The organism is Alcaligenes pakistanensis (genome assembly GCF_014652815.1).
GTDB lineage: Bacteria > Pseudomonadota > Gammaproteobacteria > Burkholderiales > Burkholderiaceae_B > Alcaligenes > Alcaligenes pakistanensis.
Genome location: NZ_BMZN01000004.1, coordinates 268,850 through 294,424, shown reverse-complemented (window position 1 = coordinate 294,424; position 25,575 = coordinate 268,850). Strand labels below are relative to the sequence as shown.

Here is a 25,575-nt window from a genome sequence, read left to right as displayed (position 1 = left end):
GAGAGACTGTAAGAGGGGCTGTCATGCTGGATGATCTGATGCAGTTCCTGATTGTTTTGGCCGTCTCAACGGTCTTGCTGGTGGTGGCGGGCAAGTGGATTGCCCATCTTTTTAGCAGTCCGAATCACGGCGTGATCGAGCGTGGCACGTATAGGCTGTTGGGGGTGAACCCAGACGAGAAAATGTCCTGGAAGCGATATGGTCTGGCGCTTTTGCTGAGCAATGCCGCCATGTTGCTTCTAGGATATGTTCTTTTGCGTGTGCAGGCGTGGATTCCTGGCGACAGCTTGCAGCGGGCGGCGCAATCTCCAGACCTGGCCTTTAACACCGCCGTGTCGTTTACGACGAATACCAATTGGCAGGCGTACTCGGGTGAATCCAGCCTGTCCAACTTCTCTCAAATGGCGGCGATCACTTTTTTGATGATGATCAGCGCCACGACGGGTCTGGCGGCAGCGGGTGGCTTTATACGTGGTTTAAGTCGTAAAAATACGGCCGATATCGGCAACTATTGGGTGGACTTCACCCGTGCCTTGTACCGTTTGCTTTTGCCCTGCAGCTTTTTGCTGGCCTTGCTCTATATCTGGCAAGGCATGCCGCAAACACTGACTGCGGAAGTGGTGGTCAATACGTTGGAAGGCCTCAAGCAACACATTATTCTTGGGCCCGTGGCCAGCTTCGAGAGTATCAAACACATCGGTACAAATGGGGGCGGTTTCTTTGGTATGAATGCCGCCCATCCTTTTGAAAACCCTACGCCCTTGACCAACACCGTGCACATGCTGAGCATGTTGCTGGTGCCCTCGGCCCTGGCCTACGCCTTTGGCTCCATGCTGGGGCGGCGCAGCCAGGGTTGGGCCTTCTTTGCTGCATTCCTGGTGATGTTCATTGGCTTTCTGTCCTTGATCTACAGCGCCGAGCAGGCGGGCAATCCCTTGCTGAGCTCGTTGGGTGTCGATCAAACCCAAAGTAGCACTATGGGGGGCGGCAATCTGGAGGGCAAAGAATTGCGTTTTGGGGTGGCGCAAAGCAGCTTGTTTGCCACGGTGACCACGGCAGCAACGACGGGCTCGGTGGACGCCATGCATTCTTCCTTGACGCCCCTGGGTGGCCTGGTGCCGATTGCACAAATGATGCTGAACAACGTCTTTGGTGGGATTGGAGTGGGCTTCATCAGCCTGGTCAGCTATGCCATTTTGACGGTGTTTCTGGTGGGCATGATGATAGGGCGCAGCCCCGAGTTTCTAGGCAAGAAGATCGAGGCGCGGGAAATGAAGTTCGTGATGCTGGCCATGCTGGCGCACGCATTCAGCATCCTGGGCTTTACCGCGCTGGCCAGCGTGCTGCCATCGACCATGGACAGCCTGTCCAATATGGGGCCGCATGGTTTTAGCGAAGTCTTGTATGCCTATACCTCGGGGACGGCCAATAACGGCTCTGCCTTCGCGGGCTTTAACGCCAATACGCCATTTTTCAATACGACGATAGGGCTGGCCATGCTGGTCGGACGCTACCTGACCTTGCTGCCTTTGCTGGCCTTGGCTGGCGTACTGGCAGCTAAAAAAGCCGTACCTGCCGGCCCTGGAACCTTGTCGACGGCCACTCCCTTGTTTACCGGTTTGCTGATTTTTGTGGTCCTGGTGGTGGGAGGGCTTACTTTCATGCCCGCGCTGGCCTTGGGGCCGATTGTGGAGCATTTGCTGATGCTCGATGGAATTACTTTTTGAGGTTTGACTGCCATGTCTACACCACACTTTATGGTCTTAGTGCCAGCCGCATCGACGTTGAAAAGCTTGCTGCGCCCTGCATTGGTGTCTGCCGCCTTTTTTATGCTCTTGACCGGCATTGCCTATCCTTTGGCGACCGCGATGTTGGGGACGGCCCTTTTCCCTGAACAGGCCAAAGGCAGTCTGATTCAGCGCGATGGCCACGTCGTGGGTTCGCGCCAGATTGGTCAGTACTTTAGTCAGCCTCAGTACTTTCATGGCCGCCCCAGTGCAACCTTAGGGGCTGATCCGGCCGACCCATCCCGCAGCCTCGCCCAGCCTTATAACGCGGCTGCCAGCGGGGCCAGTAATCAGGGTGTGCTTAGCCAAAGTCTGCTTGAGGCCGTGGCCGAGCGTAGCAAAGCCTATCGCGTGATGAATGGTCTGGCAGACGATGCAAAGGTGCCGGTTGATGCGGTGACGGCATCGGCCTCCGGTCTGGATCCTCATATTTCCATTGCCAATGCCCGCCTGCAAGCCGCCCGGGTCGCCAGGGTACGTGGCATGTCGCTTGCCCAGGTTCAGGTACTGCTTGATCGCTACACCAGTGGCCGTCAGTTAGGCGTGTTGGGCGAACCTCGCGTGCAGGTCTTGGAGCTTAATCTTGCGTTGGATATGGCTAAGGCCGTCCAGCCTGCAGTGCGTTAGGAGCAGGTGTCATTATGTCTATTACTGATCTGAAGGCTTCGCAAGAGGCAGAGCGCTCGACGACGTTTAGGGCCTTGCCTTGGGGCACGGTCTGCAAGGATGCCTTTAAAAAACTGTCTCCACGTGTTCAGTTCAAAAACCCGGTGATGTGCGTGGTGTATCTGGGCAGCATCGTGACCAGCTTGCTGGGCGTGCAGGCCTTGATGGGGCAGGGCGAGGCGCCCGCTGGGTTTATTTGGGCTGTCGCCGCTTGCTTGTGGTTTACGGTGTTGTTCGCCAATGCGGCAGAGGCAGTGGCAGAGGGGCGTGGCAAGGCGCAAGCCGACGCGCTACGCTCTACTCGCAAGCGCGTCATGGCAAAAGTCTTGAAAGACCCTGCACGCGATAGTCGATCCTGGCCTGTACCCAGCGACGAGCTGGTGCCCGGTGCCTATGTGCTGGTTGAAGCAGGGCAGATTATTCCGGCTGATGGCGAAGTCTTGCAGGGAGCGGCCTCAGTGGATGAGTCCGCCATTACCGGGGAATCTGCGCCAGTTATCCGCGAGTCGGGTGGGGACTTTTGCTCGGTAACGGGCGGCACTCGTGTTCTGTCGGACTGGCTGGTGATGCAGGTGACGGCCAAGCCGGGCGAGGCTTTTCTTGACCGCATGATTGCTATGGTGGAAGGGGCCAAGCGTGGCAAGACGCCCAATGAGATTGCCTTAAACATCCTGCTGGTGGCGTTGACGCTGATTTTTCTATTGGTCTGCGTCACTTTATTGCCTTTCTCCAGCTTTGCGACGACCCTGACCGGTGCAGGATCGCCAGTTACGATCACCGCCTTGATTGCCTTGCTGGTGTGTTTGATCCCGACCACTATCGGCGCTTTGTTGTCCGCAGTGGGAGTCGCGGGGATGAGCCGCATGATGAAGGCCAATGTGCTGGCCAGCTCCGGTCGCGCTATTGAGGCTGCAGGCGATGTAGACGTGTTGCTGCTGGACAAGACGGGCACGATCACCTTGGGCAATCGGGAAGCCTCGGCATTTTTACCGGCGCCGCAAGTATCTGAACAAGTCTTGGCGGATGCGGCCCAGTTGGCCTCGTTGGCGGATGAGACCCCGGAAGGCCGATCCATTGTGGTGCTGGCCAAGCAGCTTTTCAATTTGCGGGGCCGTGAACTGCAAGGGGCACAGACTATTGCCTTTAGTGCCCATACCCGAATGAGCGGGATTGATATCGATGGTCGCCAGATCCGTAAAGGGGCAGCGAGCACGATGCGTTCGCACATTGAGTCACAGGGGGGCGTATTTCCTCGCGAGCTGGATACCTTGGTGAATGATGTCGCCCGACGGGGCAGCACGCCACTGGTGGTGGCGGAAGGCAATAAGGTGCTGGGTGTGGTGGAACTCAAGGACATTATTAAAGGCGGCATCAAGGAGCGCTTTGCTGAGCTGCGTGCCATGGGTATCAAGACGGTCATGATTACCGGCGATAACAAACTGACGGCAGCGGCTATTGCGGCGGAAGCCGGGGTTGATGACTATTTGGCCGAGGCCACACCCGAGGACAAGCTGCAACTGATTCGCCGCTATCAGGACGAAGGGCGTTTGGTCGCTATGACTGGCGACGGCACTAACGATGCTCCTGCGTTGGCACAGGCGGATGTGGCCGTGGCAATGAATAGTGGCACCCAGGCGGCCAAAGAGGCGGGCAATATGGTGGATCTGGATAGCAACCCTACCAAGCTGCTGCGCGTGGTCGAGGTGGGCAAGCAGATGATCATGACACGCGGTGCTTTGACTACCTTCAGTATTGCCAACGATCTGGCCAAGTACTTTGCCATTATTCCCGCTGCCTTTGTGGTGACCTATCCCGCATTGGGGGCCTTGAATGTCATGCAGCTGCATAGTCCGGCTTCCGCCATTTTGTCAGCGGTGATTTTTAATGCCTTGATTATCATCGCCTTGATTCCCCTGGCCTTGAAGGGTGTCAAATACCGAGCCGAACCCGCCAGCCGCCTGCTAAAGCGCAACTTGCTGATTTATGGTCTGGGAGGGCTGATCGCGCCCTTTATAGGTATCAAACTGATTGATTTGCTGCTGACTCCCTTTTTTGGATAAGAGCGTAAGATCAATAGCAATTTTCTGGATGGAGTGCACAGATCCATGTCGCTTGAGGATAGGCCAGACCCGGATGAGCTGCTGCAGGTGGTGGGCGAGGATCCGCATCAGCCGCGCCGCGGGCAGCTGAAGATATTCTTTGGAGCCTGTGCGGGCGTGGGTAAAACCTATGCCATGCTCCGGGCCGCCCATCAGCGTCAGGCCGAAGGTGTGGCGGTTGCCATCGGCCTGGTAGAGACGCATGGCCGGCAAGAAACGCAGGCTTTGACGCAAGGTTTGCCTGTTTTGGCGCGTAGGGAGTATCAGCGTCAGGGGCGGGTGGTGACAGAGTTTGATCTGGATGCTGCCCTGGCTTCGGGCTATCAGCTCTTGCTGGTGGACGAGTTGGCGCATTCCAACTTAGAGGGCAGCCGCCATACCAAGCGTTGGCAGGATGTGGAAGAGCTGTTGGATGCCGGTATCGATGTGTATACCGCGTTGAATGTGCAGCATTTGGACAGTCTCAATGAGGTGGTGGGCGGCATTGTCGGAGTCCGTGTTCGGGAGACCGTACCCGACCGGATTTTTGACCGGGCTGCCGACGTGCTGCTGGTGGATTTGCCACCCGATGACCTCTTGGCCAGACTCAATGCGGGCAAGGTTTATCTGGCTGACTCGGTCGCGCAGGCCCGCCAGAACTTTTTTCGTCGTGGCAATCTGATTGCTCTACGGGAGCTGGCTCTGCGCCGGGTGGCCGACCGGGTCAATGCTGATGTGCATGTCTACCGGATTTCCCATGCCATACGAACGGTCTGGCCGACCCGCGAGCTATTAATGGTGTGCGTCAATGCTGATAGCGCCCAGGAAGCCTTGATTCGGGAGGGCGCACGCCTCGCGCAGCAGCTTCAGACGCCCTGGATCGTGCTGCATGTGGATACGCCGCAGGAAAGTGGTCAGATCAAGGCGCAGGAAGCTTTGGTTCGTCTGGCGGCCAGTGCACAACATGCGGGTGCGGAATTTGCCAATCTGGCTGGACAGGATGTGGCGCATACGATTCTGGCCTATGCCCGCCAACGCAATGCCACCAAGTTGATTCTGGGTAACTCCTCCGCACACTCTGTCTTGCCTTGGCGGACCAGCCTGTCTGAGCGTCTTGCTCGCAGCAACCCGGAAATTGGATTGCTGTTGGTGCGCATAGAAGGGGGGCAGCGACCCATACGACCTCTGGAACTGGAGCCAGCCATGGCCCAGGGCAAAGCCTTATCGATTGCTTCGGTGGTCTGCGTCATTACGGCAATCCTTGCCAAGCAATTGCTGCCATTTTTCGAGCTTTCCAATGTGATCATGCTGTTTTTGATCACGGTGGTGTTTATCGCCCTGCGCTTGGGGCGACTGGCCGGCGTCTGGGCATCCTTATTGTCGGTGGCGTTTTTTGACTTCTTTTTTGTCGAGCCACGCTATTCCTTTTCGGTGACTGACACTCAATATGTGTTTACCTTCGGTGTCATGCTGGGGGTTGCGCTGATTATTGGCCAGTTGGCCGCCAAGCTGCAGGCCGAGGCCAGAGCAGCACGTGATGGTGAACGCCGTGCTGCTGCCTTGACGCGTGTTAGTCGGGATCTGGCTGGGGCGCTGGCTTTGGAGCAAGTCTTGGCGGTATGTCGGGATACGCTGGAGCCTTTATTCGAGATGCAGGTGGTATTGGTAGTGCCAGATCAGCAGAATCAGTTAGTGGCTACCCGCCACACGGAGTTTGTTGAGCTTTCGGTGGCGCAATGGGTTTTTGAGCATATGGAACCCGCCGGCAATGGTACTGAGACCTTGAGTGGTGCTAGCGCCTTGTATCTGCCCCTTAAAGGCCCGATGGCTCCGCGTGGTGTGCTGGTGGTTCAGTCTGGGGGCGCCGCTTCTTTGGGAACGCCGGATGGACGGCGCTTGCTGGATGCTTGCTGCTTTACGCTTGCGCAGGCTTTGGAGCGCATTCACTACGTCGAGATCGCTCAGGATACGGTGCTGCGCATGGAGGGGGAGAAAATGCGCAACACCCTTTTATCTGCTGTTTCGCACGATTTACGGACCCCCTTGACGGTTATTCGAGGGCTGGCTGAAACCTTGGAACAGCCCAAGGGCTTGAGCGAAACAGAGCGTTGTGACATTGCCCGTTCCATACGTATTGAGTCCGATGAGCTGCGCCGTCAGGTGTCCAATCTGCTGGACTTGGCTCGTATGCAAAGTGAAGGGGTCAAGCTGCATAAAGAGTGGCATGCTCTGGGTGAAATCGTGGGTATTGCGCTTGGTCGTTGCGCAGCAGCCTTGCAGCCCCGCAAAGTGCTGACCGAGTTTGCGGCTGATCTGCCTTTGGTCGAGGTCGATGGTGTCTTGCTGGAAAGGGTGGTGACGAATCTGCTGGATAATGCCGCCAAATACACGCCCAAGAACAGCACCATCTCTTTGCGCGGGCAGTGCTCTGGCCAGTCCATGTATCTCTTGATCAGTGATGATGGGCCCGGTTTGCCGCCGGGCGATCCCGAGCGTTTGTTTGACACCTTTACGCGGGGGCAGAAAGAGTCCTCGGTTGCCGGGGTTGGCTTGGGTTTGGGCTTGTGTCGAACGATTATTGCTGCGCATGGTGGTACGATCAGCGCCAAGCCGCGTCTGCCTCATGGGGTGATCTTTGAGATTCGCCTACCCTGGCAAGCGGCTCCCCGTATGGATAGTGACGAGTTACTGACATGAACAAAGCCCAGATACTGATTGTCGAGGATGAGGCTAATATCCGTCGTTTCGTGCGGATTGCTTTGGAGCAGGAGGGCATGTCAGTTATTGAGGCCAGCACTCTGGCGCAGGCACGTATGGATGCGGCAACCCGACGCCCTGATTTGATGATTGTGGATTTGGGATTGCCAGATGGTGATGGCAAAGATTTGATTCGTGATCTGCGTAGCTGGGTCTACTCGCCCATTCTGGTTTTATCCGCGCGGGAGAGGGAAGAAGAAAAAGTGGCCGCGCTGAATGCTGGGGCGGATGATTATCTGGTCAAACCCTTTGGGGTACCGGAGCTATTGGCTCGAATCCGGGCCTTGTTGCGGCGTTCTCAGCTAGTCCCGAATGTTCAGGCGGCCTCGTCGCGGGTTCGATTTGGTGGCGTTAGTGTGGATCTGGCGTCCCATGAAGTCGCTCGTGACGGGGAGGTCGTGCATTTGACGCCCATCGAGTTTCGTCTGCTGACCGCTCTGATTCGAGGCCATGGCAAGGTGCTGACGCATCAGCACTTGCTGCATGAAACCTGGGGGGCGGCGTATTCAGATCGGCCTCATTACCTGCGGGTGTACATGATGCAACTACGTCAAAAACTGGAGCAGGATGCCGCGCAGCCTAAGTATTTGCTGACAGAGCTGCAAGTTGGGTATCGATTAGCGGGTCTGGAGGTCGCAGAGTAGGACGGGCGTGTTGCGTTGATAATCTGCAGCACAGCACGGGGGGAATAGTCTGGGCGCTGTGTCAGCACCGTATCGCGGGAATATTAAACGGAGCAGTAGCAGAGTGTCGCTTTTATCAAGGAGGAGGAATCCCCCCGTATTTAGATGCTCTTCAAGCGCTTATTTAATGATTGCCATTAGGTTTATCTGTGTCGCTGCCGCATTAAAAAAGGGATGCTAAGCATCCCTTTTTTCATTCATGGGCAGTTTGCCCTGGGTAGGAGCGCTTAGGCTTCCAGAGGTCCCAGAATCAAGAATTCCATCAATGCCTTTTGTACGTGCAGGCGATTTTCTGCTTCATCCCAGACCACGCTTTGTGGGCCGTCAATGACTTCGCCAGTGACTTCCTCGCCACGGTGGGCGGGCAAGCAGTGCATGAAGATCGCGTTGGGATCGGCCACGTCCATCATTTCCTGATCGACACGCCAATCGGCAAAGGCCTTGCGGCGCTCTTCGTTCTCGTCTTCGTAGCCCATGCTGGTCCACACGTCGGTGGTGACCAGGTGCGCGCCTTTGCAGGCTTCCAGTGGGTCGTCGAATTCACGCAGAATGCTGGAGTTCGGGTTACCGGTACGGTCTGCTTCCAGGTGATAGCCGTTAGGCGCTGACACGTGCAGGGTGAAGCCTAGAATTTCAGCCGCCTGCAGCCAGGTGTAAGCCATATTGTTAGCGTCACCAATCCAAGCCACGGTCTTGCCCTTGATATCGCCACGGTGTTCGATAAAGGTGAAGATGTCGGCCAGAATTTGGCAGGGATGAAATTCGTTGGTCAGGCCATTGATGACCGGCACACGCGAGTGGGAGGCAAAGCGCTCCAGACGGGTCTGCTCGAAAGTACGAATCATGACGATATCGACCATGCGGGAAACCACGCGGGCGGTATCTTCAATGGGTTCGGAGCGGCCCAACTGCGAGTCGGTGGTGGTCAGGTGAATGACCGAACCGCCCAACTGATACATACCGGCTTCAAACGAAACCCGGGTACGGGTACTGGCTTTTTCAAAAACCATCGCCAGGGTGCGGTCGTGCAATGTGTGGTGCGGCTGATAGCGTTTGAACTTGTCTTTGATCAGGCGTGCGCGGTCCAGCACATATAAAATTTCGTCGTGAGAAAAGTCGCGAAATTGCAGAAAGTGCCGAAGCGGCCCTGCTTGCACGATGGCATCCATAAAAAAATCCAACGAATAAAGAAAGTAATCTTAACCTGTCCGGCTATTTAGAGCAAAGACAGCCCAAGCAAAGGACGGTCTAACTGCCTGATTTTGGAATAAATTGATCACTCAAAGCAATGACTGGCAATAAATTGTCAAGCGGCTAATTTCTTGAATCCCAGGCTTTGCGTGGCCGCGATCGGATACAATGCGGGGCAAGAAAGGAAAAGGTGCAGCAGACCTGAACTGCACGATTAGCCATTAATTGTTATGACAGAGCCAGTGAAGCAACTTGTTATCCATGGTGTGACCCGGCAGGATCAGCGGTTTCGTCCCAGTGATTGGGCCGAGCGCTTGGCCGGTGTAATGTCCCAGTTTCGTCCTGCAGGGGCGATGGGTGGTCATCTGACTTATTCGCCCTATGTGGTGCCGCGTTTGATTGACGGTGTGCGGTGTGTTGTCGTGGATGCACGCCTGCGAGAGCTGGAACCTTTGGCCTGGAAATTCGTTTGTGGCTTTGCAGACGACAATAATTTAAAAATCACCGGCATTGATCCTGAAAATATGGACCCGGTCGACTCTTGAGCACAAACCTGGCCTGAGCAGTATGTCGCCACCGCGAAAACGATAGGCGACATGGCTGTTCTAGACGCTTAGCGGTGTCAGTACCTTACCGGTTTTTTGATACTGCAAAATATTTTCCAGCGTCAGTGTCAACATGGCTTCGCGCGTTTCTACCGTAGCGCTGGCCGTGTGCGGTGCCAATACCACTTGATTCAGATCGCGTAGCGCCTGGGGTACCTGGGGTTCGTTCTCGAATACATCCAGCCCGGCAGCGCCCAGACGTCCTTCTTGCAGGGCAGCGATCAGCGCGCTTTCATCGACCACACTACCGCGAGCAATATTGACCAGAATGCCTTTCGGGCCCAACGCATTCAGTACGTCGATATTGATCAGTCCGCGCGTCTCGTCTCCGCCGACTGCAGCAATCACCATAATGTCAGCCCAATCGGCCAGCTCAATTAAAGAGGGCTCATAGTGCCAGGCCACATCGTGCCGTGGGCGACGATTGTGGTAGCGCAACTCCATATCAAAACCACTGGCACGGCGGGCAATCGTCTGGCCAATCCGGCCCAGGCCCACAATACCCAGTTTCTTGCCGCTGACACGAGTGCCCAGCCCAAAGCCGTTGGGGCGATCCCACAGGCCGGCACGGACATAGCGGTCGGATTCAGTAAGGCGTCGGGCGGCATCCAGCATCAAAGCCCAGGCCATATCGGCCACGCAATCGTTAAGAACATCGGGGGTGGTGCTGACTTGTATGCCACGCTGTTTGGCGGCATGGATGTCGATAGAGTCGTAGCCTACGCCTACGCTGCAAATCGCTTTCAAAGCGGGCAGACGGTCCATTAAGGAGGCGGGGGTAGGGGTGACCGCGCTGGTCAGTAGAATCTGGACGCGCTCAATCTGTTGGGCAGAGAGTTCTGTCAGGTCTTGAAAGGCAAGGCGCTCGAAGTGACGGTCGATATCGTCAAAAGAGGGGTGCTGGGCCAAAGATGCCAGTTGCAGCACGATGGGACGTGTCATGGGGACTCACTAATGAAAAAGCAAATCCATAACTTAGCATGATTGGCCTGCGTGTCCAGGCAATGGTTTTGTGGCTAATAAAAAAGGGGTGCTTAGCACCCCTTTTCTAACTGGTTTTTAGGCCAGAGCCGATTAAACCATTAAAAATCTTTTGCAATCAGGCCAAAGCCTTGACAGCGCTAGACAGGCGGCTCTTGTGGCGGGCAGCCTTGTTCTTGTGAATGATGTTCTTGTCGGCAACGCGGTCAATGATGCTGGTCGCTTTGCGGAAAACTTCGTTAGCAGCGGTTTTGTCACCGGCTTCGACAGCCTGGCGAACGCGCTTGATAGCGGTACGCAGCATGGAACGGATGCTGGCGTTGTGTTTGTTACGAGCCACTGCTTGGCGGGCGCGCTTGCGCGCTTGTGCGGTATTAGCCATGTTTTTAGTAAAGCCTAAGTTTTAAAGTTTAATCGGCAAAGACAATTATTCTAGGACACTACGCCCGCTTTGTAAAGTAAGAGGGTCGAATGCCTACGATAAACAACATACCGAAATAGGAAATACCGCTGGCAAGCAACACCCCGCTCAGATAAAGCACGCGCAGCAAGGGCGTGATTCCCAGGGCGATCCAGTCGATATAGTGCTGGGCCAGCCAGAGCACAAGGGCCAGGGCGCCCAGGGCAGGGAGGATCTTCAGAAGAAAACGTAACCAGTCATGATTGGGCTGGTAAATCCCCCGTTTGAGCAACATCACCAGCAAGGTCAGGGCATTGACGATGGCTCCCAGGCCAATCGACAGTGCCAGTCCGGCATGGGCGAAAGTGGGGACCAGCAGCAGATTAAACAGCTGCGTAATGATCAGCACTCCAATTGCAATACGTACCGGAGTGCGTATGTCCTGGCGAGCGTAAAAGCCGGGGGCCAAAATCTTGATGGCCAGCAAACCGACCAGACCCACAGAATAGGCACCCACTGCCAGCTTAGTCTGTGCAACGTCAGCGGCTGCAAATGCACCATAGTGGAACAAGGTGGCCACCAGACCATCGGACAGCAAGGCCATGCCCAGAGCGGCTGGCAGACCTAGCAGCAAAACCAGACGCAAACCCCAGTCCAACAGGGCGCTGTAGTGTTTATCGTCTTTGCCTGCATGTGCGGCAGACAGCTTGGGCAGCAAGACGGTGCCCAGCGCCACGCCCAGCAGGGCAGTGGGAAATTCCATCAGACGGTCGGCGAAGGACAGCCAGGTCACGCTGCCGGACTGTAGCCAGGTGGCGATATTGGTATTAATCAAAAGAGAAATCTGCGCCACCGATACACCCAAAATAGCAGGCAGCATCTGCTTCAGAATGCGTTGCACGATAGGGTCACGGCGCGCCTCGCCCAGGCGAAATGACAGGCGCGGCAAGAGGCCCAGGCGGGCCAGGGCAGCCCATTGCACCAGCAATTGGGCCAGACCACCGACCATCACACCGATAGCCAGGGCATAAATCGGGATTTCCATGTGCTGGACCAGAAACAGGCTGGCGGCAATCATGGACAGATTCAGCAGAATGGGGGTGAAGGCCGGAACCGCAAAGCGGCTCCAGGTATTGAGTACGGCAGAAGCAAAGGCCACCAGCGACATGCAGATGATGTAGGGGAACATCAGGCGCGTCATGGTGATGGCGGCCCCAAACTCGGTTTGCCGCTCGGGGGAGGTCAAGCCGCTGGCCATGGCGCTGACTACCCAGGGGGCAGCCACAATACCAATCGCCGTGACCACCATGACGGCAACGGTCAACAGCAAGGCGACCCGATCCAGCAATTGCTGGACCTTGTCGGGCTCGTGCTCTTTGCGAACTTGTCCCAGGATGGGTACAAAAGCCTGCGAGAACGCCCCTTCTGCAAACAGGCGGCGCAGCAAATTGGGAATGCGAAACGCCACCCAGAAGGCATCAGTAAGCGGGCCCGCCCCGAAGGCGCGGGCAATCAGAATATCGCGTGCCAGTCCGGTAATGCGAGACAGCAGCGTCAGGCCACTAATCGTGGCCGCCGAGCGAAACAAACCCATTGGAGCCGATACAGAAAGTTATTTTGGTGCCATGCGAATGGCGCCATCCAGACGGATAGTTTCGCCATTGAGCATTTCATTGCTGATAATGCTGTGCACCAGTTGGGAGAAATCGTCGGGACGACCCAGGCGAGACGGGAAGGGAATGCTGGCAGCCAGCGAGTCCTGAACTTCCTGAGGCATGGCAAACATCATGGGGGTGCCAAAGATGCCGGGAGCAATCGTCATGACGCGGATGCCAGTTTGCGCCAGATCGCGTGCCAGGGGCAAGGTCAAACCCACGACGCCCGCCTTGGAGGCACCGTAAGCGGCCTGACCAATTTGGCCGTCATAGGCAGCGACAGACGCGGTATTGATCAGCACGCCACGCTCACCTGATGGCTCGGGAGTGTTGTTGCTCATGGCAGCAGCAGCCAGACGACACATATTGAACGTGCCGACCAGATTGATCATGACGGTTTTCTGGAACAGGTCCAGCGTGTGGGGGCCATTGCGTCCCACGGTGCGCGAGGCAGGGGCCACGCCAGCACAGTTGATCAGGCCAAACAGGGGGTGGGCACTGTCCTGGCAAGCCAGGTCTACAACGGCCTGGGCGTCTTGCTCCGAGGTCACATCACAGCGCTGATAATGTTGGCCCAGTTCTTTGGCCAGCGCCTGACCGGCTTCGTCCTGAATGTCGGCGATCACCACGCGGGCGCCGTTTTCAACCAGCATCCGTACGGTGCCTGCGCCCAAACCAGATGCGCCGCCCGTGACAATAAATGTTTTCTTATTGATTTGCATGAGCTTGTCTCCCTTGAATAATAAACAACCGGCCCTTTTGGGGCCGGTTGAAATCTAGACTTACTTAGCTTGCCAGGGCGTCGACAATGCGCTGGCGGATCTCATCAACGCTGCCCACGCCGGAAATCTTGCGATAGGCCGGAGCCTGTGGGTCGCCGGTGGCTGACCATTGCGAGTAGTAATCGACCAGAGGGCGGGTCTGCTCGCGATAGACAGACAGGCGATGGCGTACGGTTTCTTCGCGGTCATCTTCGCGCTGGAGCAAGGGCTCGCCCGTCACATCATCTACACCGGGGGTTTTGGGTGGATTGAAGGTAACGTGGTAGCTACGACCGCTGGCAGCGTGAATACGACGGCCGCTCATGCGTTCGATGATGCTTTCTTCGGGTACGTCGATTTCGATCACGAAGTCCAGTTGGACATTGGCATCCTTCAAAGCATCTGCTTGAGGAATCGTACGAGGGAAACCGTCGAACAGGTAGCCGGGCTCACAGTCGTCAGCTTGCAGGCGATCGCGAACCAGTCCGATGATCAGGTCATCCGAAACCAGGCCGCCGGCATCCATAATTTTTTTGGCTTCTACACCCAGCGGGGTTTGGGCTTTGACAGCGGCACGCAACATATCGCCCGTGGAAATTTGTGGAATACCAAATTTCTCGGTAATGAAAGCAGCTTGAGTGCCTTTGCCGGCACCAGGGGGCCCGAGCAGTATTAGTCGCATGAATTCCTCCAGGAAATGCGTCGATCCGATTCTCGCTTCAGTATGATGCAATGCAGCATATTTCGCGCATTTTTTATTCGGACAGAGCAGAAAAAAGATCTTTTATAACCGATTTGCGAAGTGAGCGCGTACTCTTTCCAGGTCTTGCTCGGTGTCTACCCCGGCTGCAGGAATCGCCTGAAGACGGTGAACCATAATCTGGAAGCCGTTTTCCATGGCTCGCAACTGCTCCAGGGACTCGAAGTGCTCCAGCGGCCCACGCGGTAGCTGGGCGTACTGCTGCAAGAAGCGATTTCGGTAAGCGTAAAGGCCGATATGGTGCAATGCGGGAAGTCCGTCGGCCAGCAGCTGTTCGCCGCCCGCCAGGGCATCACGGGCCCAGGGCATAGGGGCGCGGGAGAAATACAGGGCGCGGCCCTGCAGGTCGCACACCACCTTGACGGCATTGGGATTGAACAACGTTTCGGCGTTCTTGATAGGCGCAGCCAGAGTGGCGATATCGGCTTGCGTGCTGCGGGCCAAAAGCTCGGCAGCTGCATTGATATGCTCGGGCAGAATCAGGGGTTCGTCGCCTTGCACATTGACGACGATTTCGTCCTCAGACAGTTCCAGCAGGCGGGCGGCTTGAGCCAGACGATCCGTACCGGTCGGATGCTCCGCATCGGTCAGCAGGGCCAGGAAACCATGAGCTTGCACCGCCTCCAGCACAGCTTGCGAGTCCGTTGCTACCCAGACTTGGCGTGCGCCACTAAGCGCAGCTTGCTGAGCACAACGCACGATCATGGGTTGGCCAGCAATGTCGGCCAGCGGTTTGTTGGGCAAGCGGGTGGAACCCAGGCGAGCGGGGATGATGACGGAAAAAGTCATATCAGCTGCTGGCTTGTTCCTGGGCGTTCAACTGGCGCGCTTCGTTGATCAGCATGGTGGGGATGCCATCCACAACGGGGAAGGCCAGTTTGTCGGCCTTGCAGACCAGTTCTTGCTGTTCGCGGTCGTGGCGCAAAGGCCCTTTGCACAAGGGGCAGACCAGCACTTCGAGTAGGCGAGTTTCCATTATGGGACTCCGGGTAAAGAGGGAGGGGTTAAGCGCCGTTTGCGCAACAGACTGTCCAGTTCAGCAATCCAGCCGGGGTGTGAAAACACGGGCTGAACATCCACGACCCACAAGCGTGAGTCGTTCAGGTGCTGGCATTTTACGGCGTCTTTACGGGTAATGAGTACTGGCCCGTCATGCAAGGCTTGAAAGTCTTGTACTTGCAAGGCGGCATGGTCGGGCAGGGCAAATGTTTGGTTCAGGCGCAGACCACAGGCGCGCAACATGGTGAAAAACCGGGCGGGCTGGCCAATGGCAGCCAAGGCTTGCAGGTCTTGCTGCCCGTATGCCTGATACCAGTCCGACCAGTCCAGGCGACGTCCAGAGATCAGGTGCTCTAATTGATAAGGATGCAAACTCATGGTCAAGCTGCGGCCCGGGTCGGCAGGCTGGGGGGTAGAAGGGGGCGCTTGATCAGCCACAATCTGGCTGATCAACCAGTCTACCCGGCGCAGGCGTTCGGGGCTTTCGCGCAAGGGCCCGGCAGGCAGTAAATAGCCATTGCCCACGCCACGAGCATCTTGCACTACCACTTCCAGATCGCGCTGCAGGGCCAGATGTTGCAGCCCGTCGTCAGCAATAATCAGATCTACCGCCGGGAACTCCTTGAGCAAGGCTTGGGCAGCCAGGACACGGCGTGGATGGACAGCGATCGGGGCCTGGGTTTGGGCGGCGATCAGGGTAGGTTCATCACCAAACTGTTCGGCGGCTAATTGACCTTGACCTACGCAGGGGGTGGGGCCGATGTCTACGCCATAGCCTCGACTGATAATGCCCGGCGTCCATCCTAATGTGCGTAATTGTTCAGTCAGTGCCAGCACGACAGGAGTTTTTCCAGCACCACCCACAATAATATTGCCCACCACAATCACCGGAACCGGGCTGCGGTAAGAGGCGCTGGGGTCTTGTTCGTACCTTTGCTGTTTACGACGTACAAATAGGGCGGCCAAGGCTGAAAGAGGGCGCATGATCAGGCTGAACCAGCCTTTTTTCTGCCATTGGCGGTGCAGCCAATCTGTCAGGCGGACGCGCACACTCATGGAGCCTGGGTCGCAAAATGAATGCGATGGATGCCTGCTTGACGGGCCGCTTCCATGGCTTGCACGACAGCAAAATGAGGGGCTTGGGCATCGGCCAGAATCAGCAAGCTACTGTTCTCATCGGTCTTTTCAGTGGATAGGGCCTGGCTTAATGGTGCAGTGCTGCTGGCATCGAGCCACATGCCGTTCAGGGCGTAGCGCCCGTCCTGGCTGATGGCCAGCAATAACTCAGCCGCTTGAGCGGCTTGGGCCTGAGCCTGGGGCAGGGACACATCCAATTGGCGATGGCGCACAAAGGTGCTGCTGGCGGCCAGAAAAATCAGCACGACCAGCAAGACATCAATCAAGGGCACCAGATTCAATTCCAGCGTGTCCTGGTCTTGGGCTCGGCGAAAGCGCATTAGGCGGCCCTCTGAGCCAGCAAACGATCCAAGGCACCGGCTTCACTTTCCAGGCAATGCAGCAGATAGTCGGCCCGGCTGCGAAAGTAGCGGTGAAAGATCATGGCCGGGACAGCAATCAGAATCCCCAGGGCGGTGTTGTACAGGGCTACAGAAATGCCACGGGCAATCAGACTAGGATCGCCACCGGCAGGGTCGTAGGCCGCAAAAATATCGATCATGCCAATAACCGTACCAAACAGACCCAGCAGGGGAGCGATGACGGCAATGGTGCCTAATGCGGGGATGTATTTATTCAGCTGATAGCTGATGTCCTTGCCTTCGGCCTCGACGGCGGCTTCACGCAGCGCCGGAGTTTGAAGGCGATGTTTCAGTACGGTGGCTAATACTCGACCCAAGGGGGAGTTGTCGTACAGGCGAGGCAGGGAATCGTCCTGGACGCGGTTTTGCGCAGTCAGCTCGCTGATCTGGCGCGCCAGCCCAGCCGGTAGGATTCGTTTGCTGCGTAAAGCCAAAAGGCGTTCCAGAATCAGGCCTAGGGCAAGAATAGAGCAGGCCAGTAGGAACCAGACAGGCCAGCCAGCGGCATGGATCAAAGTAAGCACGGGTCGATTATCCGGTCACGAAATAAATCAACGCTTATTGTAGAGCCCCTGTCTGCATTGCGGGAATGTTCCGGCGCGGGCGCGGTACACTTTACGGTCTTTTTCCCGAAACCTACGCCAAAGTCATGATGTATTTGCAGTAATAGGTGTAGTGCTAAAACTATCCACAAAAACTGTGGATAATTCTGTGTATAAAACATCCCATAGTGGCTCGGGTGGTGGTTTAGAGGTTCTCTGGCTAATTTTCGACCATCTTGGTGTTTTTATAAATAGTGTTTAATTTCAATGGTTTATGCGTTTTCAATAAAGTGCTGCATCAGGTATTGGACGGAAGCCATTGTCTTGGCGCCTATTTGACAAACGCATGACAGTTGTGGATACGAATCGGTGGAAAACTACGCTGAGACGAGTCAAAAACAAAGAATATGATGCAATATCAAGAATCTAGAGCACCCGCGGTCTGGACAGTGGCCCAGCTGAACCGCCGTGTCAGCCAATTGCTGGATGAGCACATGCCGGTGGTTTGGGTCAGCGGTGAAGTGTCCAACTTTACCCAGGCCGCTTCGGGGCATTGGTATTTCTCAATCAAGGATGACAAGGCCGCCGTACGTGCCGTGATGTTTCGGGGTCGTGCCCAGGCCGTAGGTTTTGTGCCGCGTGCGGGCGAACGCTTCGAGTTTCGCTGCTCGGTGACCTTGTACGAGGCGCGTGGGGACTTCCAGGTGCAGGTCGAGGGCATGCGCCGTGCTGGCCTGGGAGATTTGCACGAAGCGTTTTTGCGCTTGAAAGGCCAGTTGCAAAGTGAAGGCTTGTTCGAGCCCGAGCGCAAGCGTCCTATTGCGACCTTGCCACGCAGTATTGGCATCATTACGTCCCTGGCCGCCGCCGCCCTACGAGACGTGCTGACAGCAATGGAACGGCGCGCACCCCATGTCCGCATCATTATTTACCCTGCGCCGGTGCAAGGTGCTGAGGCCCCCCCGCGATTGCGACAAGCCTTGGAAACTGCGATTGAGCGAGCCGAAGTCGATACACTTTTGCTGGTGCGCGGGGGCGGTAGTCTGGAAGATCTTTGGGCTTTTAACGATGAAGGTCTGGCACGTCTGATCGCCTCCAGTCCTATCCCTATTATTAGTGGGGTGGGGCATGAAACCGATTTCACCATTGCCGATTTTGTGGCGGACCTGCGCGCACCCACCCCCACCGCAGCAGCTGAGCTGGCCTGTCTGGGCCGTGATCAACTGCTGGAGCAGGTGTTTGCGCGTGTAGGCGCCTTGAATCATGGCGTGCAGCGTCATATAGACCGTGCCTCCCTGCGTTTGGATCGGGCGGTCGCCAAGCTGGTGTCCCCACACCAACGTCTGGTCCAGCAGCAACAGGGCCTGGATCATCTTAAGCAACGCCTGGAGCGTGTTGCTCGTAGCGTGCCGGATGCGGCCCGTTTGCGCTTGGCTACGGTCAAGGCGCGTTTGGAACGCAGTATTCCCCAGTTGCCGTCAAGACAGCAAAATCTGGATATGCTTTTCCAACGGCTGGAAAAAGGCCTGGATCATGCTTTGATTTTGCGCCGCCAGCGACTGGCTGCGGCTCAGCAAACACTACAGGCCTTGTCGCCTCGCCTTATCATCAATCGTGGATATGCCATAGTCAGGGATAGCGAGGGGAAAGTTGTAAAAAATGCGTTAGACTTAAAGATTGGTGAACGACTCGATGTCGAGTTGAGTCGCGGTCATGTGTCGGTGGATGTGGTGCGCACGCACGATCTGCTGTAGGACTGCGTCTTCCTTGTTGGATACCAAAAACGATTTTTATTAGAAGGAATTGAAATGGCATTCACTCTTCCAGCTCTTCCCTACGATCTCAACGCGCTTGAGCCACATATCTCCAAAGAAACTCTGGAGTTTCACTACGGTAAGCACCATCAAGCTTATGTCACCAACCTGAACAATCTGGTTGCTGGCACTGAGCTGGAAAACGCTTCCCTGGAAGACGTGGTCAAGAAGTCCTCCGGTGGCGTGTTCAACAACGCTGCTCAGGTCTGGAACCACACGTTCTACTGGAACAGCCTGTCCCCTAACGGCGGCGGCGCTCCTACTGGTAAAGTGGCTGACGCCATCAACGCCAAATGGGGTAGCTTTGATGCATTCAAAGAAGCTTTCACCAAGTCTGCCGTTGGCAACTTCGGTTCGGGCTGGACCTGGCTGGTTAAAAAAGCCGACGGCTCCCTGGATATCGTCAACACCAGCAACGCTGGCACGACCCTGACTTCCGATGACGTTGCCTTGATCACCTGTGATGTGTGGGAACACGCCTACTACATCGACTACCGCAATGCCCGTCCCAAGTACCTGGAAATTTTCTGGAACCTGGTGAACTGGGAATTTGCCGCTAAAAACCTGGGTTAATTACCTGGGCTGAAAGCAGCGCTCCTCGGAGCGCTGCCAGGCAAAAAAACCGCCAGCATTTATTGCATGGCGGTTTTTTTTGGCCGTCTTATTGCGTTGATCGGGCATGGCGTTGCCATGCACCTTGCCTGACCGCCTTACATTTGCGATTGCTGGTAGTTTTCCAGGCCCACTTTCTCGATCAGCCCCAATTGCTTTTCCAGCCAGTAAGTATGGTCTTCTTCCGTGTCGCGTAACTGGGCCAGAATGATGTCCCGGGTCACGAAATCACTAGCAGATTCTGCCAACTCGATGCCTTTACGCAGGGCGGCACGAACTTCATATTCCAGCTCAAGGTCCTTTCGCAGCATGCCCACGACGTCCTGTCCCGGTTCGAACGCACTAGGGCGCATGTCGGGAATGCCATCGAGCATCAGGATGCGGCGGATCAAGGCGTCAGCGTGCTGGGTTTCTTCTTCCATTTCGTGGTTCATGCGCTCATAGAGCTGGGTGAAACCCAGGTGCTCGTAAAAGCGAGAGTGGATGAAGTACTGGTCGCGCGCTGCAAGTTCGCCGCGTAGTAACTGGTTCAGGTAGCTGATAACTTCAGGATTGCCTTGCATGATGATTAGCCTATAAGGGTATGCCAATGTCGAAAGTATGCCATGGCGGTACTTACTCTGTGGCACCAAATGGCAAGCTCGCCTGGAAACATTCTTATACAGTCTGCCTTGTGTGTTCCCGGCTCCTGGTGTGCGCTATTTTCAGGCGTATTTGGAATAGTCCCAGAGCTGGTCAAAAGAATAATTTTTCATCTGCTCAAGGGGTTTGTATGTCCTATTCATTTGCCATTTGTAGTTTGGCTTTGCTGCTATCAACCGTAGGAGGGGCTCAGGCTCAACCGGCCTCCGATGCCGTCATTCCGGTCAATGTCGAGAACTTTGTACGCGCAGAATCCGATCTCTACATGGGAAAAATGGTGGCCGATGGTGCGTTGGGGCAATTCGTGCACAGCCGTGAACCGGTTTCGGTCGATGCGCAAAGCGTCATCCGTATGAACCGGGATACCTTGTATTCTTCCGCTGTTTTTGATCTGGATGCCGGGCCTGTGACGGTCACTTTGCCCGATGCTGGTGGGCGTTATATGTCCATGCAGGTGGTCAGCGAAGATCACTTTATTCCTGCGTTCAATTACGCAGCGGGTGACTATGTTCTCAGCAAAGAAAATGTCGGTACACGCTACGTATTTGTGTTGATCCGTACTTTGGCTAACCCGGCTGATCGTAAAGATCTGGATCAGGTTCATGTCTTGCAAGATGCCATCAAAGTCAAACAGGCCCAAAAGGGCGAGTTTGTCGTGCCTAAATGGGATGCGCTCAGCCAGAAGAAAATACGTGATGCTTTGCTCGTGCTTGGTGACAGCAGCCCTCATTATGAGCAGGCCTTCGGCCCTAAGGGCGCGGTAGACCCGATTCAGCACCTGATCGGCACCGCCACCGGTTGGGGCGGTAACCCGGCCAAAGACGCAACCTATTTAGGGGGTGATGTTCCGGTCAACGATGGCAAAACCTTTTATCGGCTGACTGTGGGTGAAGTACCGGTCAAGGCATTCTGGTCGGTGACGGTCTATAACGCCGAAGGCTATTTTGAGAAAAACCCATATGACGCTTATTCGCTGAACAGCCTGACCGCCAAAAAACAAGCGGATGGCAAGGTGGTGATTCAGTTCGGTGGCTGCGACGGAAAAATTGCGAATTGTCTGCCCGTTGTGCCGGGCTGGAACTTCACTATCCGTTTGTATCAGCCTGATGAAGAGTTCCTGAGCGGCCGTTGGAGCTTCCCGAAACTTGAGCCTCTTGCTCCTTAAGTCGAGGTCTATTATGTCTACTGCAATGCACGTTCGCAGGACTTTGTCTGGCGTTGTTGGCGGTGTTCTAATGCTGTCAGCTGGCCAGGTGCAGTCACAGCTTTCCCCCCAATTGGAAGCCAAAGTGACTGATCCTCACTTCAAGTTGGCTCCTGGCTATTTGAAACAAGCCGACCTGCCTGATAGCTTATTGCTGCTGGGGGCTCCGCCTGCCAAAGACAGTGCCGCCTTTGCTCGTGATGAAGAGGCACGTCAAGCTGCCGCCGCGATCAAGGAGTCAGCTCGCTGGCTGCAGGCCAGGCAAGATGCCGATCTGGTCTTTCCTCGGCCTGCCCAGAATTACTCCTGCGCGCTGGGCGTGAAGATTGAAGAGGCGAGTACACCCGTTATTTATCGCATGATGCAACGCTTATTGACGGACGCTGGCTTGTCCACCTACGGCGTGAAGAACAAGTATCAGCGAGTTCGCCCGTTCGCTTTGCACCAAGAAGGAACGTGTACACCGGGGGATGAGGACCTGTTGCGCAATGACGGCTCATACCCCTCAGGCCATACTGCCGCCGGTTGGGCCTGGGCGCTTGTCTTGGCACAAATTAATCCTGAAAGAAGTAATGAGCTCTTGGCCCGCGGTCTGTCTTTTGGCCAAAGTCGGGTGGTTTGCAACGCCCATTGGCAAAGTGATGTGGATGCAGGGCGCGTGATGGGGGCTGCTACGGTGGCTCGCCTGCAAAGTGAAGCTGCATTTCAGGCCGACATCTTAGCTGCTCAGCAAGAGCTGGCAAGAGCGAAAACGATCCAAGGCAATGAGCGTCTTAATTGCGCTGTGGAGTCCGCTGCGCTTTCCTAAGCTGACTAATCAAGTCCCGTATTTTCTGTTTTGGCGGAGTCACCGGTACCGCCGGGGTGGTGCCGTACGCGAGTGTGGGAAGGCGGGGCTTGCTGAGGGGGAACTAATGAGATTTTCTTTTATAGGGCCGCTTTTAGTGGCTGCGCTGGGGGCGGTGTCAGGTGCTGCCTGGGGACAAATATCCGACGACACGCCTCATTCTTTTGTGGGGGAGCCATCGAATACCGGCTCCTCGTGGCAATTGAGTGTCAGTCCCTATCTCTGGATGGCTGGCATTCAGGGCACATCGGGGCAGTTCAATTTACCGGCCGCCGAAATGAGTTCCAACTTCGGGCAAATTTTCAATGAGCTGGACTTTGCGTTCATGGGCATTGTGGAGGCGCGTCGAGGGCCATATAGCATTGTGGGCGATATAGCCTATACCAAGACATCCTTAAAGAATGCTACGCCCAAAGGGCGGCTGGCTGACACAGTAGGGGTGACGTCTGAAGCGTTTTCAAGTTTGTTGGCGGGTGCTTACACGGTTTATCAGTCAGGGCCCAACCATTTAGACGTGATCGCGGGCGCGCGACTCTGGAACGTCAAGAGCAAATTGCGCTTCCAAGGCGGCACTCTGGACGGCGTTAGTCGGCGTGACAGTGCCACCTGGGTTGATGTGGTGGCGGGCTTGCGCGGCAATTATTTTCTGTCGGAAAAAGTCTATCTAATGGGATGGGGCGCTATAGGTGCCGGACAAGCGAATCTGGATTGGGATGTGGCTGCAGGTTTTGGTTATCAGCTACAGAAAAACCTGTCTTTGACGGCGGGCTATCGCATGCAAGGTGTGGATTACAGCAAGGATGGTTTTGTATTCGATGTTATTCAGAAAGGCCCGATTCTGGGTCTGACCTACCGGTTCTGAACCGATTCAGAAAGGCCGCCGGACGAGCCTTAGTCAGGTCATTATAAAAATAGGGAGGTGGTATGAAACTCATGCGGATTGCATTGTTTCTGACTTTGGTGGGAGTGGCAGGTGTCAGTGGGGCCGAAGAGGCTGGGCTGGCCAAGCAGCTGGCTAATCCTGTGGCGGCAATGATTAGTGTGCCGTTTCAATATAACTACGACTCGGGCTATGGTTCTGAAAAGGGCTATCGTTCGGTGTTGAATATTCAGCCGGTGATTCCGATTTCGGTTAATCAGGATTGGAACCTGATCTCCCGCACGATTTTGCCTGTGATCGATCAGCATAATATAGCGGGGGAGTCTGGCAGTCAGTCTGGCTTAGGGGACATTACGCAAAGTTTTTTCCTCTCGCCCAAAGAGCCTACCTCGAGTGGCTTGATTTGGGGTGCGGGGCCCGCTCTGGTCCTGCCATCAGCAACAAATTCTATGCTCGGGGGCAAGAAGTGGGGTGCCGGCCCCAGTGCAGTGCTGCTCAAACAGGAAGGGGGCTGGACTTATGGGTTCTTGACCAATCACATCTGGTCTTTTGCAGGCCATAAAGATCGCAAAGATGTCAGTGCCACTTTCATGCAGCCATTTGTCTCACACACGACGGCCAACGCCTGGACGGTTGGGGTTGACACTGAAAGTTCGTATGATTGGAAGGATAAGGGTTGGGCAGTGCCGGTGAACTTTACGGTGTCCAAAGTCGTTAAGTTCGGAGCGCAGCCGGTCAGTTTCCAGCTGGGTGCGCGGTACTGGGCCAGCGCCCCAGACAACGGACCGACAGGCTGGGGGGTTCGGGCCGGAATCACCTTTTTGTTTCCTGGCTAAAGCTTCGCGCGGCGCATTCGCTTAAACCTGAGCCGCTCTGGATGGTAGGCCTATTGTGTTTCTTAAGCTAATGCCGCATCCGGATAGCGCGACGGCGCGCTACCCGTCCAGCGTTTGAAGGCACGCGTAAAGTGAGCCTGATCGCTATAACCCACCATGTACGCGATTTCGGTTGCAGTGTAGCGGCCGGTAGCCATCAACTGCAGGGATTGGCTACGCCGTGTTTCGTCGCGCAAAGCGTCAAAATCAACACCACAGTATTTCAGCCGGCGTTGCAAGGTGCGTGCTGACAAGCCGACGTGCTTTGAGACGGGGTCCAGCTTGGAGAGCTCGTGATCGGCGATGTTTTGAAGCAGCAGATCCGCCGTTTTAATGGTGGACTGCAAGGCGTCTGTTGTTTTCCAGGCCTCGTCGCGAGTGTGCGTGAGCGGTTCCGCCAGTAGGTCGCGATCAAACTCGATCATATTGTATTGGGCGTTGGTAAAGATATTGGGCCCCAGGCACTCCTCCAGTGCCGCATCGCCTTTTCTTCTGGATGCTTTGATATGGACTTGTATGGCAGACGGTTCTCCTGCCATCAGCGGGACTTTACGCAGGACGGCCAGACTACCCAGAACAAATTGTCCAGGGTCTGCCTCATAGTGCCCCGTGAACTGGTGAATCATTTTGATTCGGCGGCCTTCGGTGACGATTTTGACCTCCCCACCCTGGTGCAGCATGGTGGCGTGAGTAGAGGCCAGGGCACAGGCCTGGGCAATATTGCTGGAGCGCATGATGAGCTCCCCCCACGTGCCCAAGGATCGAATCTCGGTCAGATGGCCCACATAGGCCCCGCTGAATGAGTCTTGGGTGATGGCGGCCATCTCATTGGCAATGCGAAAGCAGGCGGCACGTGGCAGCCATATATCTGGGTTCTGAAAAATATTGGTGGAAATGCCCAGGCGCTGGAAGAAATCCAGTACGCACACCCCCTGCGTTGCCAAATAGGGCGCCATTTGAAGCATGCTTCGGAGCTTGATGCAGGGTACGGGGGTAGTCATACGCAGTCACGCCTATCTATAACGCGGTCATGCATCGGATGCCGTGGGGCGTTGGAGGCATAAGAATGGAGTGATCCATTTCTCGGGTGCAAATTCCTGCTGGTACTGCGTCAGACGGGCTGGTAACGTCGCCAAGTGTAGCTGGACGTTTCAGAAATTCGCAAGCACGTGAAAATAGGGATTGAATCTGTGGCTGATCTTGTATGTAGTGCGGAGATGTCCTGGTTTGGACTGCGCTTTTGCATGGCATGCCGTCAGACCGACCTGAGTTGGGGAAACTAAATTGACCGCTCAGTG

At 55.8% G+C, this 25,575-nt stretch carries 25 protein-coding genes; 12 read left to right on the top strand and 13 right to left on the bottom strand.

Going from position 1 to position 25,575, the window contains the following annotated elements; translation table 11 throughout:
• Positions 1–23 precede the first annotated feature (23 nt).
• The 5 genes from kdpA to IE156_RS14175 are packed head-to-tail and all read left to right on the top strand — an operon-like array spanning position 24 to position 7,932.
• Positions 24–1,727, top strand: a complete 1,704-nt coding sequence (gene kdpA, locus IE156_RS14195; RefSeq protein WP_189393203.1) for a potassium-transporting ATPase subunit KdpA — start codon at positions 24–26, stop codon at positions 1,725–1,727.
• A gap of 12 nt (positions 1,728–1,739) precedes the next feature.
• Positions 1,740–2,414, top strand: a complete 675-nt coding sequence (gene kdpC / locus IE156_RS14190; RefSeq protein ID WP_189393202.1) for a potassium-transporting ATPase subunit KdpC — start codon at positions 1,740–1,742, stop codon at positions 2,412–2,414.
• A gap of 14 nt (positions 2,415–2,428) precedes the next feature.
• On the top strand, positions 2,429–4,513 hold the full coding sequence (kdpB, locus tag IE156_RS14185; protein WP_189393201.1) for a potassium-transporting ATPase subunit KdpB: 2,085 nt from the start codon (positions 2,429–2,431) through the stop codon (positions 4,511–4,513).
• Between the two features lie 45 nt (positions 4,514–4,558).
• Entirely contained in the window at positions 4,559–7,228 is a 2,670-nt protein-coding gene (locus IE156_RS14180) for a DUF4118 domain-containing protein (protein WP_189393200.1), read from the top strand.
• Positions 7,225–7,932 (top strand): response regulator, encoded by a 708-nt coding sequence (locus tag IE156_RS14175; protein WP_189393199.1) that lies wholly within the window; start codon positions 7,225–7,227, stop codon positions 7,930–7,932. The genes IE156_RS14180 and IE156_RS14175 overlap by 4 nt, the downstream gene beginning before the upstream one ends.
• Before the next feature lie 266 nt (positions 7,933–8,198).
• On the opposite strand, the gene argF is transcribed toward IE156_RS14175, so the two are convergent.
• Positions 8,199–9,140: an ornithine carbamoyltransferase gene (gene argF / locus IE156_RS14170; RefSeq protein ID WP_189393198.1), complete on the bottom strand. Its 942-nt coding sequence runs from the start codon at positions 9,138–9,140 to the stop codon at positions 8,199–8,201.
• Positions 9,141–9,392: 252 nt separating this feature from the next.
• On the opposite strand from argF, the gene IE156_RS14165 reads away from it, so the two are divergent.
• The gene (locus tag IE156_RS14165) at positions 9,393–9,707 is read left to right on the top strand and encodes a DUF3579 domain-containing protein (RefSeq protein ID WP_189393197.1); all 315 of its coding nucleotides are present in this window, start codon (positions 9,393–9,395) and stop codon (positions 9,705–9,707) included.
• Between the two features lie 60 nt (positions 9,708–9,767).
• Here IE156_RS14165 and IE156_RS14160 read toward each other — a convergent pair whose 3' ends face one another.
• The 10 genes from IE156_RS14160 to IE156_RS14115 form a co-directional block, all read right to left on the bottom strand.
• Complete coding sequence (locus tag IE156_RS14160) at positions 9,768–10,709, bottom strand: 2-hydroxyacid dehydrogenase (protein WP_189393196.1); 942 nt, start codon at positions 10,707–10,709, stop codon at positions 9,768–9,770.
• A 157-nt stretch (positions 10,710–10,866) separates the two neighbouring features.
• Complete coding sequence (gene rpsT, locus IE156_RS14155) at positions 10,867–11,130, bottom strand: 30S ribosomal protein S20 (RefSeq protein WP_189393195.1); 264 nt, start codon at positions 11,128–11,130, stop codon at positions 10,867–10,869.
• Between the two features lie 58 nt (positions 11,131–11,188).
• Positions 11,189–12,742: a murein biosynthesis integral membrane protein MurJ gene (gene murJ, locus IE156_RS14150; RefSeq protein WP_189393194.1), complete on the bottom strand. Its 1,554-nt coding sequence runs from the start codon at positions 12,740–12,742 to the stop codon at positions 11,189–11,191.
• Between the two features lie 18 nt (positions 12,743–12,760).
• Complete coding sequence (locus tag IE156_RS14145) at positions 12,761–13,525, bottom strand: 3-hydroxyacyl-CoA dehydrogenase (RefSeq protein ID WP_189393193.1); 765 nt, start codon at positions 13,523–13,525, stop codon at positions 12,761–12,763.
• 64 nt (positions 13,526–13,589) lie between these two features.
• On the bottom strand, positions 13,590–14,246 hold the full coding sequence (adk, locus tag IE156_RS14140) for an adenylate kinase (protein ID WP_189393192.1): 657 nt from the start codon (positions 14,244–14,246) through the stop codon (positions 13,590–13,592).
• 102 nt (positions 14,247–14,348) lie between these two features.
• A complete protein-coding gene (kdsB, locus tag IE156_RS14135; protein WP_189393191.1) occupies positions 14,349–15,113 on the bottom strand; it encodes a 3-deoxy-manno-octulosonate cytidylyltransferase in 765 nt (254 codons plus the stop codon).
• A gap of 1 nt (position 15,114) precedes the next feature.
• On the bottom strand, positions 15,115–15,300 hold the full coding sequence (locus IE156_RS14130) for a Trm112 family protein (RefSeq protein ID WP_189393190.1): 186 nt from the start codon (positions 15,298–15,300) through the stop codon (positions 15,115–15,117).
• Entirely contained in the window at positions 15,300–16,379 is a 1,080-nt protein-coding gene (gene lpxK / locus IE156_RS14125; RefSeq protein ID WP_189393189.1) for a tetraacyldisaccharide 4'-kinase, read from the bottom strand. The genes IE156_RS14130 and lpxK overlap by 1 nt, the downstream gene beginning before the upstream one ends.
• Positions 16,376–16,780, bottom strand: a complete 405-nt coding sequence (locus IE156_RS14120) for an ExbD/TolR family protein (protein WP_189393188.1) — start codon at positions 16,778–16,780, stop codon at positions 16,376–16,378. The genes lpxK and IE156_RS14120 overlap by 4 nt, the downstream gene beginning before the upstream one ends.
• Positions 16,780–17,385: a MotA/TolQ/ExbB proton channel family protein gene (locus IE156_RS14115; protein WP_189393187.1), complete on the bottom strand. Its 606-nt coding sequence runs from the start codon at positions 17,383–17,385 to the stop codon at positions 16,780–16,782. The genes IE156_RS14120 and IE156_RS14115 overlap by 1 nt, the downstream gene beginning before the upstream one ends.
• A 425-nt stretch (positions 17,386–17,810) precedes the next feature.
• Between IE156_RS14115 and xseA the strand changes: the two genes are divergently transcribed.
• Complete coding sequence (xseA, locus tag IE156_RS14110) at positions 17,811–19,157, top strand: exodeoxyribonuclease VII large subunit (protein WP_189393186.1); 1,347 nt, start codon at positions 17,811–17,813, stop codon at positions 19,155–19,157.
• A gap of 54 nt (positions 19,158–19,211) precedes the next feature.
• On the top strand, positions 19,212–19,790 hold the full coding sequence (sodB, locus tag IE156_RS14105; protein WP_189393185.1) for a superoxide dismutase [Fe]: 579 nt from the start codon (positions 19,212–19,214) through the stop codon (positions 19,788–19,790).
• A gap of 137 nt (positions 19,791–19,927) precedes the next feature.
• Here the strand turns inward: sodB and bfr are convergent, their stop codons facing one another.
• Complete coding sequence (gene bfr / locus IE156_RS14100) at positions 19,928–20,392, bottom strand: bacterioferritin (protein ID WP_189393184.1); 465 nt, start codon at positions 20,390–20,392, stop codon at positions 19,928–19,930.
• A 209-nt stretch (positions 20,393–20,601) separates the two neighbouring features.
• On the opposite strand from bfr, the gene IE156_RS14095 reads away from it, so the two are divergent.
• The 4 genes from IE156_RS14095 (at position 20,602) to IE156_RS14080 (ending at position 24,238) form a co-directional block, all read left to right on the top strand.
• The gene (locus IE156_RS14095) at positions 20,602–21,636 is read left to right on the top strand and encodes a DUF1254 domain-containing protein (RefSeq protein WP_189393183.1); all 1,035 of its coding nucleotides are present in this window, start codon (positions 20,602–20,604) and stop codon (positions 21,634–21,636) included.
• A 124-nt stretch (positions 21,637–21,760) separates the two neighbouring features.
• A complete protein-coding gene (locus IE156_RS14090) occupies positions 21,761–22,483 on the top strand; it encodes an acid phosphatase (RefSeq protein WP_229841359.1) in 723 nt (240 codons plus the stop codon).
• 106 nt (positions 22,484–22,589) lie between these two features.
• A complete protein-coding gene (locus tag IE156_RS14085) occupies positions 22,590–23,384 on the top strand; it encodes a hypothetical protein (protein ID WP_189393181.1) in 795 nt (264 codons plus the stop codon).
• Positions 23,385–23,446: 62 nt separating this feature from the next.
• A complete protein-coding gene (locus tag IE156_RS14080) occupies positions 23,447–24,238 on the top strand; it encodes a transporter (RefSeq protein ID WP_229841357.1) in 792 nt (263 codons plus the stop codon).
• 62 nt (positions 24,239–24,300) lie between these two features.
• Here the strand turns inward: IE156_RS14080 and IE156_RS14075 are convergent, their stop codons facing one another.
• Positions 24,301–25,233 carry an AraC family transcriptional regulator gene (locus IE156_RS14075; RefSeq protein ID WP_229841355.1) on the bottom strand — a complete coding sequence of 311 codons (933 nt, stop codon included), beginning with the start codon at positions 25,231–25,233 and terminating at the stop codon, positions 24,301–24,303.
• Between the last annotated feature and the right edge of the window lie 342 nt (positions 25,234–25,575).